An 11,476-nucleotide genomic window follows, 5' to 3' on the forward strand; every position below is an offset into this window, starting at 1 on the left:
CACATCCTGTCCTGCTCGACATGCTGCCCTGCCCGACGGGACCGCGGGGCCGCCCGGGCCTCAGTACGGGCGGTCGCCGACGATCGTGACGCGTTCCATCAGCCGGAAGTCGGGGAAGTAGTCGCTGACCGCGTAATGCTGGGTCGCCCGGTTGTCCCAGAAGGCCACCGAGCCCGGCTCCCAGCGGAAGCGCACCTGGTACTCCGGGAGCGTCGCCTGGCGGAACAGCAGGTCGAGCAGATCCTGGCTCCGACTCGGTGCCAACCCCACGATGGCACTGGTGAACACCGGATTGACGTAGAGGAGTTTGCGGCCGGTCTCGGGATGCGTGCGCACCACGGGGTGTTCCACCGGCTGGAATCGGGCGCGTGCTTCGCGCATGTTCTTCGCCACCTCGTCCGCGGCTTCCCCCGTCACCGTGGGGATTTCATGCAGCGCGGTCAGATCGTCGATCAGTTCGCGGACGTCCTCGGGCAGCCCCTGATAAGCCGCGTGCATGTCCGCCCACAAGGTGTCTCCGCCGAGTGCGGGGACCGTGACGGCGCGCAGCATGGAGCCCAGCGGCGGCGTAGGGCTGAAGCTGACGTCGCTGTGCCAGATGTTCTCGGTTCCGGGGCGTGCCGCGTCGTGTTCGAGCCGCACCACCTCGGGGATCTCGGATTTGGGCAGGAAGGGGTGATCTTCGAGTTCGCCCCAGTGCCGGGCCACGTCGGCGTGCTCCCGGGCGCTGAGCTCTTGCCCGCGGAAGAACAGCACCTTCCACTCCAGCAGCGCCCGCTTGAGCTCGGCGAGCACCTCGGGAGCCAGATCCTCGGCGAGGTCGACCCCGCGGACCTCGGCACCGATCAGGAGGGACTGCGGAATCAGGGAAAGGTGCCGGTACGGTTCGCCGGCGTCCTTGGGGCGGAACTCCCGTCCGACCATGGACGGACGCAGCGCTCGCGCCGAGCGGGCGAATCCGGTCCGTTCGCGCTGTTCGGTCCCAGAGGTCATGTCAGATCATCTCCTTGGTGGTGGATCCGTCGCCCGCGGGTATGGTCGCGGGCGCGTCGGTACGAGAGGTGGCGGCACCGCCGGTTGCCGGGGCGCGGCCGTGTCGCATGCGCCAGGTGGTCAGAAGGGCCAGCAGTGCGGCGGCCGCGGCGCAGGTGAAGGCCAGTCGGTAGCCGCTGTCCGCGAAGACCGAACCGGTCGGGCCGACCGGGTAGCGGGTACGTACGGAGGCCAGGGCCGATGCCCCGGCTGCCGCTCCCAGCTGGTTGGCGACCGCGATCAACGCCGCACCGGTGGCGGCTCGTTCGGCGGGCACGGCCTCGGTGATGAGGTTGGCGAACGATGCGTAGGCGAGTCCGGTGCCCAGACCGAACACCAGGCTGATGAACAGGACGGCGCCGCGTTGCCCGGGCAGCGCGGCGAAGCCGAGCGCCCCGATCGCCACCAGCGCTTGCGCCATCAGTGCCGTGCTTCGCGGGCCGCGGCGCCGGGCCAGGTACCCGCCCAGGGGTCCACCGGCGAGCGAGCCGAGTCCCAGAGTGAAGGTCCAGCCGGCCGCGGCCAGCGCGGTCAGACCGAACGCGTAGCCGAGCCCGGCCTGGCGCGGGGTCTGCAACAACTGGGCCAACAGATAGGAGGCGGCGGACGTGCCCGCCGTGGTGAGTACGGCCGAGAGCAGTGTGCTCCGCACCGCCGGAGCGGTGAGCAGACCGAGGTCGACGGCCGGGTGGGCTCTGTTTCTTTCGCGTCGCCAGAAGCCGAGGGCCAGGAGCAACGCGGAGGAAAGCGCCCCCACGGCCCCGGGCGACGCCCAGCCCGAGCGCACGGCGGCGCCCAAGCCCCCTACCAGCGCCGCCGCTGCCAGGCCGAGCAGAAGCGCTCCCAGGACATCGAGCCGCCGGTGTCCGGACCTCGCCGTGTCGACCGGGCGCCGATCGTCGGGCAGTGCCACCGCGCCGAGTGGCAGCACCAGCGCGCTCAGCAGGAAGAGGAACCAGAACACGCCGTGGTAGCCGTAGCGGTCCACCAGAGCGCCGCCGAGGAAGGGCGCGATGATCGCGCTGATCCCGATGCCGCTCGAAACGATGCCCAGGGCGACCGGCACTCGATGGCGGGGAAAGGCGTCTCGGACCATCGCGTAGGCAACCGCCAGCGCACCGCCGACGGCCCCCTGCAGGAGTCGGCCGAAGAGGAGCAGCGGCAGCGCTGTGGCCACCGCGCACAGCAGCGACCCGGTCGCGAAGATCGCCCCGGAATACAGCAGTACCCGCTTCTTGCCCACCACGTCGGCGATGCGTCCCAGCAGTGGGATGCACACCACGGCGGCGAGGCTCACCATGCCGGTGACCGCGTCGGCTCCCGCACTGCCGAAGGACTGCGCGAGGGACCTGGCCGCCGGGTAGACCAGGCTCACTTCCAGCGGGGCGGTCTCGGTGAGCAGGACGAGCACGGCAAGGATGCCCAGTTGCCGGACCCGGGAGTCGGTGGGAGGGGTCATCGACGGATGCCTGCTTTCGTGAAGGGACGGGGATGGCGGCTGCCCCACGAGCGATTAACTCACGTGGGTCAGGAGTGGTTCATGTACGCCGTATTGCAGGTTCGTGTCCTTGCGCGACCGCGCACCTGACGCAGATTTCCGGCAGCCGACGACGGCGGTGATAATGCGCCCATGACCTCGTCCACTCCGGAACAGCGTTCCCGGCCGGCCCCGGCGCCCCGCGCCGACGGAACGCGGTTGGCGATCATCGAGTGTGCCGAGCGGCTGTACGCCGAGCGTGGGGTGAACGGCGTCTCCCTGCGGGAGATCGGCGCTGCCGCGGGGCAACGCAACACCGGCGCCGTGCGGTACCACTTCGGTTCCAAGGCAGGTCTGCTGTCGGCGGTCTTCGAGCACCGGATGAGCCCGGCCAACAGACTGCGTGAGCGGATGCTGGCGGAAGCCGACGCGCAGGGACGCGGAATGGACCCGCGGACGCTGGTGCAGGCGCTGGTACTGCCGTTGGCCGAGCTCCTCGGCGAGCCGGGCCGGCCGAGCTGGTACGCACGCTTCCTCGCCCAGACAGCTGCCGATCCCGTGCTGGCCGACGCGGTCGGGTACCGTCCTGACTCCCCGTGGACCAGCGGAGCGGTCAGAGCGGAGCAGCGCATCCTGCGCCATCTGCGCCGTCTGCCTGAGCATCTGCGTCGCCAGCGCTTCCTGCTGCTGGTCGGCTTCTTCACGCACGCTTTGGCCGACTGGGAGGCCCAACTCTCAGCCGAGTCCGACCATTTGACGAGCAGACACGAACTGGTCGAGCACGTCATCGCTTTGGGGGCCGCCATGCTTGCCGTGGACAGCCCTCAGGACACCGCCGGCACTGTCGGCGCGCCGTGCATGGAACAACCGCCGGAGTATGAGACCGGGACAGTCTGACGGCTTCACCGTCCGCATCACGCGCGTGCCACCGGCTGGGCGAAGCACGGTCACTCGTCGACCTCCGCTCGTACAACGGACTTGATCCACGCGCTGACGGCGGCGGCCGTGGTCTGGGAGTGCTGCTGCCACAACGAGAAGTGGTCGCCGGGGACGTCGAGTCGGGTGTGGGGAAGGGGCCACGAGGTCCGCCATTCGTCGCCTTGAACGCGCTCAGCCATGTCGATGGTCGGCGAGGTGGCGCGCACCAGCAGGGTGGGTGCGCCGACCGGCTGCGGCTGCCAGTTGAGGAACATGCGCGTATACGCCCCCAATGCCGCGACGCCGGCGTCCTCGTCGCCCGTGAACGCGTGGCCGCCCAAGTGCGGTGCGATGACTGCCGGCAGCGACAGCAGCCACTCCTTGTCGCTGTTGCCGTCGTCGATGAGGTAGGTGTCCAGCAGCACCTGCCCGGCGGGAGCCACACCCATGGCCTCAAGGCGTTGGGTGACGGCCTGTGCCACCGCGCCGCCTGTACTGGCGCCGACGATCACGAAGCGCCGTTCGCCCAGGTGCCGCAGGACCGAGTCGGCGTGCGTGAGGGCAAGTGTCTCCACGTCCGCCGGCAGTTCGTTGCCCGCACCGACTCCGGGGTGCGGAAACTCGAAGACGTCCCACTCGCCCTCGAAGCAGGCATGGAAGCGGGCGAATTCGCCGCCGGGGGCGGCGAGGACCGGCTGGATGCCCGGGAAGAACACGATGACCGGGCGTTCGCCGATGCCGGTCGCGCGCCGCACCGGTGGCAGTGCGTGCCGTCGGCTGTCGATCGCCTGGTAGGTCGGGACGGCCCAGGAAGCGGTGACGAGCATGTGCATCGCGTCGATCACCCGGCCTGCTTCGCAGACTTGCCGGTAAAGGGAGGACAGGGTCTGCGCGGGCCGCCGCCCTGTCGGCTGCCCGATGCGTGCTGTGGTCGTGGGCAGGTCGTCCTCAAGCAGACCGAGTACGTAACCGGCCAGGTCCTGCGGTGTCGGGTGCTCGAAGACCACAGTGGCGGGGAGCCTGAGCCGCAGCGCCATGCTCAGCCGGTTACGGAGCTGTACCGCCGTCAGAGAGTCGAAACCCAGCTCGATGTATGACCTGCCCGGTGGGAACGAGGCGGCGTCCGGGTAGCCGAGTACGTGCGCCACATCGGCATTGAGCAATTCGACCAGGGTGTTCAGGCGCTGTGCGGGTGACACTTCGGCCAGCAGCCTGTGCCAGCTGCCTGGTTGTTCTCGTTCGCCCGGGTTCAGTTGGTCGCCTTGGGGTGGAGATGCGGCAAGGCGCACCAGATCCCGCAGGAGCGGTGGCACATGCGTCCGGGCGGAACGGAGGGCGGCCCGGTCCAGCAGGGCCGGAACCACCACGGGCTCGCTCGTACGAAGCGCCGCGTCGAACAGGGCGAGCCCTTGATCCACGGTGAGTGGCCGAAGCGCGTCCGACGTCAGCCGGGGCGCGGCGGTCATCCCGCTTTCCGTGCTCCAAGGTCCCCAGGCCAGCGAGAGGGCAGGCAGCCCCAGCCGGGTGCGGTGATGGGCCAGGGCGTCGAGGAAGGAGTTCGCTGCGGCGTAGTTCGCCTGGCCTGCGCGGCCCAACAGGCCGGACACGGAGGAGAACAGAATGAAAGCCGACAGATCCAGATCCTTGGTCAGTTCGTGCAGATACCACGCCGCGTCCGCCTTCGGACGGAGCACCGCCGCCATGCGTTGGGGCGTGAGGGATGCCAGAACACCGTCGTCCAGTACCCCGGCGGCATGCACCACGCCGGTCAGTGCCGGTCCACACCCGCTGATGACATCGACCAGCGCGGCCCGGTCGGTGACGTCACAGGCGATGACGCGAACCTCGGCGCCCAACTCCACCAACCCGGAGCGCAGTTCGGCGGCGCCCGGCGCTCCGGCGCCGCGGCGTCCGGTCAGCACCAGGCGGCGCACGCCATATGACCTCACGAGGTGTCTGGCGAGCTCTGCACCGAGAGCGCCGGTGCCACCGGTGATCAACACCGTGCCCTCCGGGCGGAATGCCACGGGTGTCCCTTCGGCGGCGGACCGTGCCAGGCGCGGTACCGACAAACGCCCCTCCCGGATCGCAAGTTGGGGTTCTCCGGCCGAAACGGCTGCGGGTAGCTGCCGCAGCGATGCCGGTCGCCCGTCCACATCGACGAGCACGATCTGTCCGGGCAGCTCCGACTGGGCCGCGCGCACCAGTCCCCACACCGCGGCTCCCGCCGTGTCCGGCGCAGCTGTCGTGGAGGTGGCATTGCGTGTGACGACCACCAACTGGGCGCCCGCCGTCCGCGGATCGTGCTGCCAGCTCTGGAGAGCGCGGTGCACTTTGTCGGTCAGCTGGTGCAGGGCGGTGAGCGGGTCGGCGTCCCCCGTGGGTCCGGCCGCCGTGACGACTACGGTGTGCGGATCGCCGTCAGGGGAGAACGCCAGAGCAGGGAGCACCCCTGACAGGTCCAGTCCGTCGTCCGAGGTGTCATCCAGGAGGGCCCAGCGTGAGGTGTCCGCGGAATGCCCTCCTGCTACGACTGTCCACTCGGGGCGCAACAAGGCTTGCTGGGCCAAGTCGCGGCCGACGCTGGGTAGTTCGCGGGTCGTCATGGAGTCGATGTGGGCCACCGGACTGCCGGCGGGGGTTTCGAGAGTTGCTGTGACCGTGTCCGCGGCTGCACCGAGTGCGATCCGTACCCGGACTTCCGTGGGACCTGTCGTGCCGGGCTGGAAGCCGTGCCACGAGAAGGGCACGCGGAGGGCTGCATCGGCTGCCCTCCCGGTGAGCAGGGGAGCGTGCAGGGCCGCGTCCAGCAGGGCCGGATGGATCCCGTAGCCGCCGGCTGCGGCCCGCTCCGCTTCCGGCAGCCGGGCCTCGACGAACAGCTCGTCGGCCCGCCGCCACATCGCCCGTACGCACCGGAAGGCGGGACCGTAGGCGAAGCCCGTGTCCGCGAGGGTGTCGTAGGCGTCGGCGAGGTCGATTCCGGTGGCACCCTGCGGAGGCCACACCGATTCCTTGATCGTCACGGGAGGAGAGACCGGTCCGAGGAAGCCGGTGGCATGCCTGGTCCAGGAGCCGTCCGCGCCGTCCGGCTCGTCACTCCGTGCGTGGATGTCAACGGGCCGCCGGCCCGCGTCGTCAGCGGCGCTCACGACGACCTGGAGGCGCAGTGCACCGGCAGGTGGGAGGGACAGCGGAGTGAGGACGAGGAGCTCGTCCAGTGCACCGCACCCCATCTCGCGGCCCGCCTGCGCGGCCAGCTCAACGAACACCGTTGAAGGAATGACGGCCGACCCGGAGGCCGTGTGATCGGCGAGCCACGGCTGAGCCGCGGCGGAGAGGCGCCCGGCGAACACCGTCCGGTCGGTGTCCGGTACGGCGAATCCAGGGTCCAGCAGCGGATGACTTGTCACGGCCGCAGCGGGACGTGGCGTGGACAACGCCGGTAGCCAGTACCGCTGCCGGTGGAAGGCGTACGTCGGCAGGTCCACCCGCCGTGCACCGGTGTGAGCGAACACGGCGGGCCAGTCGACACGCGCTCCGTGCACATGGAGCCGCGCCATCGCGGAGAGGAGGGCCTCGGGCTCGGGCTTGTCGGCGGGGAACGAGGCGACGAAGACGCCGTCACCGCTCAGGCAGTCCTCGGCGGCGGCGGTGAGGCCGGTGCCGGGCCCGATTTCCAGGCACGCTGAGACGCCCGTGTCCGCGAGGGAGAGCACGGCGTCGGCGAAGCGGACCGGTTGGCGTGCGTGCCGGACCCAGTACTCCGGCGAGCACAGTTCATCTGCCTGGGTCGGACGGCCCGTCAGGGTGGAGATCAGCGGTATGCGCGTAGGACGGAACGTCAGCCCCTGCGCAACTCGGCGGAAGTCGTCGAGCATGGGTTCCACCAAGGGGGAGTGGAAGGCATGGCTGACGCGCAGGCGGGTGGTTCTGCGGCCCCGTCGCCTGAACTCCGCCGCGATGGCCAGCGCCCTGTCCCGCAGGCCGGAGATCACCACCGTACGGGGGCCATTGACGGAGGCGATCGCGACCAGTCCGTCGGCGTCCGCGAGCGCCTTGAGCACCTGCGCCTCCGGGGCGTGCAGAGCCACCATCGCACCGTTGTCCGGAAGAGCCTGCATCAACCTGCCTCGCGCGGCGACGAGGCGAGCCGCGTCCGAGAGATCCAGAGCCCCGGCGACATGGGCGGCGGCCAGCTCCCCCACGGAGTGGCCCACCAGGAAGTCGGCGGACACCCCCCACGACGCCAGCAGCCGGAACACGGCGACCTCGAAGGCGAACAGGCCGGCCTGGGTGAAGTCCGTGCGGTTGAGCAGGGCGGCCTCGGGCGAGCCCGGCTCCGCGGAGAGCACCGCGGTCAGCGGCAGAGTGAGGTGAGCGTCCAGCTCCGCACAGACCTCGTCGAAGGCGGCAGCGAAAGCCGGGAACGCCGTACGCAACTGCGCGCCCATGCGGGGACGTTGGGCGCCCTGCCCGGTGAAGAGGAACGACGTGCGCAGGTCTGTGTCGGCGACAGCTCGTACCGAGTCCAGGACCTCGCGGCCCTCGGCCAGCCCATGGAGTGCGGCCGTCATGCGAGAGCGGTCCGCTGCCGGAATCATGGCACGGTGGGTGAGCGCCGACCTCGATGCCGCCAGTGAGTAGCCGACGTCGGACGCTGAGAGATCAGGACGGGCCGCCAAGTGGTCCGCCAGACGCCGGGCTTGGGACCGCAGGGCCTGTTCGTCGGCGCCGGAAAGGATCCAGGGCGCCGTCACGGTGGCGCCGGAACCGTCTACGGGCGGGACCGGGGGCTCCTCCAGGATCACGTGGGCGTTCGTCCCGCCGATACCGAAGGCCGAAACGCCCGCCCGGCGCCGTGCGGAGCCCTTCGCGGGCCAGGGGCGGGGATCGGCCAGCAGTTCGACGTGGCCCGTGGACCAGTCGACCTTCCGCGTGGGGTTCTGCGCGTGAAGCGTCCGGGGCAATTCCTCGTGACGCATGGCCTGCACCATCTTGATGACCCCGGCTACACCGGCAGCCGCCTGTGTGTGCCCGAGGTTGGACTTGACGGAACCGAGCCACAGAGGCGGCCCGTCCGCGGGCCGTCCGTGCCCGTACGTGGCCAGCAGTGCCGTTGCCTCGATGGGGTCGCCGAGCACGGTGCCCGTGCCGTGTGCCTCGACCACGTCCACATCCCCCGGCCGGAGGTCCGCGTCGGCCAACGCTCGCTCGATCAGGCGTTGTTGGGCCTGGCCGTTCGGGGCCGTGAGGCCGTTGGAGGCGCCGTCGGAGTTGACGGCGGACCCGCGCAGTACGGCCAGCACGGGATGGCCGTGGCGGCGGGCGTCGGACAGACGCTCCAGCAGGACGAGGCCGACGCCCTCGGCCCAGGCGGTGCCGTCGGCGGCGGCCGAGAAGGACTTGCAGCGGCCGTCGGGTGCGAGCGTGCGCTGTCGGCTGAAAGCCGTGAACGCCCTGGGAGTCGCCATCACGGTCACGCCGCCGGCCACGGCGAGGGAGCACTCACCGGAGCGAAGCGCCTTGGCCGCCCAGTGCAGCGCCACCAGCGAGGACGAGCAGGCGGTGTCGAGCGTGATGGCTGGTCCGCGCAGGCCATAGACGTAGGAGACGCGGCCGGAGGCCACGCTTCCGGTCGCGCCCAGGGCCAGATGGGCCTCCACGTTGTGCGGGTCGACGGGGCGGAAGGCGTAGTCACCGTGCATCACGCCCACGAAGACGCCCGTGTCGCTGTCGCGCAGGGCGCTCGGTGCGATACCGGCCCGCTCCCACAGTTCCCACGAGGTCTCCAGCAGCAGCCGCTGCTGCGGATCCATGGCCAGTGCCTCGCGGGGGGATATACCGAACAGCTTTGGGTCGAACTCTGCGGCCTCGTGCAGAAAGCCGCCGTTGCGGGTGTACGAGGTGCCTGTGCGGTCCGGGTCCGGGTCGTAGAGGGCGGCCAGGTCCCAGCCGCGGTCCGTGGGGAATGCGGTGATCGCGTCGCGGCCCGCCGCCACCAGGTCCCACAGGTCGTCGGGGGAGTTCACCTCGCCGGGATAGCGGCAGGCCATGGCGACGATGACCACGGGGTCGGCCGCATCGGGGCCCGCGGCGGGGCGTTGTTCGGCGTCGGCGTGCGGCAGGAAGAGCGTGGTGTGGATCTGCCGGGTCAGTGCGGCCGGTGTGGGGTGATCGAAGACCAGCGTCGACGCAAGCCGCAGTCCGGTCGCCTCGCCCAGGCGGTCGGTCAGCGTGACGGCTCCCACGGACGTGAGCCCGAGATCGGCGAAGGTGCTGTCGCCGTCGAGTGCCTCGTGCGCTGTGTCACCGCAGACGGCGGCCGTCTCGGCGAGCACCGCTTCACGCAGTGTGCGTTCGCGCGCGTGCGGGGGAAGGGACAGCAGGTGCCGTCGCAGAGCGGCACCGGTGCCCGCGGGGTCGGCCCGACGGGCACTTGTCGTGGTCCGGGCTGTGCCGGTGACGACCGCGTGGCGGGCGATCTTTCCGGATGCGGTGCGGGGGACAGCCGCGATGTCACGGATGTCGACGGGCACCTTGAACTCCGCCAGGTGCGCGCGGCAGGCGTCCAGGACGTCGCTGGGGTCGAATCCCTCCGGTCCCGGTACCACGTGGGCGACGGGTACTTCACCGAGGATCTCGTGCGGCAGGCCCACCACCACCGCGTCCCGCACACCGGGACAGCGCAGAAGCACCTGCTCGATCTCCGCGGGGTGAATGTTCTCGCCTCCCCGGATGATCAGCTCGCTGACCCGGCCGGTGACGACGAGATGACCGTGCTCGACGCGTCGGCCGAGGTCTCCGGTGCGGTACCAGCCGTCGGAGAGCGCGGCCTCGGTCTCCTCGGCCTGGTTGTGGTAGCCGCTCATCAGGCTCGGACCGCGTACCCATATCTCGCCCTCGTCGCCGTCGGCGACGTCGGTGCCGGGACCGGGGTCCACGATGCGTGTGTCCATTCCGGGAACGGGCGGTCCGCACGAACCGTCGAGCCGCGGTTCGTCCGGACGCATCACTGCGATCATTCCGCAGGTCTCGGTGCTGCCGTAGGCGTTGAGGAGCGCTGCTCCCAGCAGCGTCTCCACGGACGCGCTCAGGGAGGGGGCACTCGGTGCCCCGGCCACGATGCAGGCGCGCAAGCCGGACGTCAGAGGTGAGTGTGCCGATGCCACCAGTTGGTGGTAGGTGGCGGGTACTCCGGCAAGGAGGGTGTAGGGGCCGTCGAGGGCCGGGTGGGGGTTGTCGAGTTCACGCAACAGTCCGTCGGGCGGGAGGTGTTCGGCCATGAGTCTCGCGCTCGCACCGGTAGCGGTGACGCCCAGGACGGCCAAGGAATGCCCGAAGCTGTGGGACAGCGGCAGCGGCCACAGAATCCGGTCCTGGGACGAGAGACCGAAGACGGGGGCGTAGCACGCCGCCGTCGACCACAGCGCGGCGCGCTGCGTGGACACCACGGCCTTGGGGCGGTGCGTGGTGCCGGACGTATAAAGCATCCAGGCCGGCTCGTCGAGTCCCAGATCGTCCCGCGGTGAGTCGCGGGCGTCGGTGGCGGCAATCCGAAAAAGAGCCGTGCCCTCGGGGGCGTGCTGGGGGACGGGGCCGGCGCCCGTGAGCAGCATGCGCGGACTGCCGGACTCGGCGGCGAAGCGGTGCCGCCGGGCCAGTTGAGAGGGGTCGGTCACGAGGACGGACGCGCCACTGTCCTTGAGGAAGTGGGCGAGCTCGGCGTCGGAGGACCGGGGATTGAGCGGCACACCGACCGCTCCTGCCCTGACGGCGGCCAGCAGGATCTCCGCCAGCTCCACACAGTTGCCCAGACAGATGGCGATCCGGTCCCCGCGCCGTACTCCCATGCGGGCCAGGGACGCGGCCAGACGCGCTGTGCGCTGCTCCAACTCCTCGTACGTGACGGCACGCGCGTCGTCGGCGAAGGCGACCCGCGAAGGAGACCTCTTCGCGTGTTCCTTCAGCAGTTCCGGCAGCGGCCTGATCAGTTCTTCATCCGCCATCGCCCGCTCCTCTGATACGCGCCGCAGTGCGGCGTTCGCA

At 70.5% G+C, this 11,476-nt stretch carries 4 protein-coding genes; 1 reads left to right on the forward strand and 3 read right to left on the reverse strand.

The genetic code is table 11. From position 1 onward, the window contains the following. Nucleotides 1-60 precede the first annotated feature (60 nt). Together ACFWGJ_RS17555 and ACFWGJ_RS17560 are read right to left on the reverse strand one after the other, a co-directional pair. The gene (locus ACFWGJ_RS17555) at nucleotides 61-993 is read right to left on the reverse strand and encodes a TauD/TfdA dioxygenase family protein (RefSeq protein ID WP_387325113.1); all 933 of its coding nucleotides are present in this window, start codon (nucleotides 991-993) and stop codon (nucleotides 61-63) included. Between the two features lies 1 nt (nucleotide 994). Continuing rightward, entirely contained in the window at nucleotides 995-2,491 is a 1,497-nt protein-coding gene (locus tag ACFWGJ_RS17560) for an MFS transporter (RefSeq protein ID WP_387325116.1), read from the reverse strand. Nucleotides 2,492-2,662: 171 nt separating this feature from the next. Between ACFWGJ_RS17560 and ACFWGJ_RS17565 the strand changes: the two genes are divergently transcribed. After that, entirely contained in the window at nucleotides 2,663-3,406 is a 744-nt protein-coding gene (locus tag ACFWGJ_RS17565) for a TetR/AcrR family transcriptional regulator (protein WP_387325119.1), read from the forward strand. 50 nt (nucleotides 3,407-3,456) lie between these two features. Here the strand turns inward: ACFWGJ_RS17565 and ACFWGJ_RS17570 are convergent, their stop codons facing one another. Next, entirely contained in the window at nucleotides 3,457-11,436 is a 7,980-nt protein-coding gene (locus ACFWGJ_RS17570; RefSeq protein ID WP_387325122.1) for an SDR family NAD(P)-dependent oxidoreductase, read from the reverse strand. Nucleotides 11,437-11,476: the final 40 nt, after the last annotated feature.

Source organism: Streptomyces sp. NPDC060205 (genome assembly GCF_042728395.1).
Classification (GTDB): domain Bacteria; phylum Actinomycetota; class Actinomycetes; order Streptomycetales; family Streptomycetaceae; genus Streptomyces.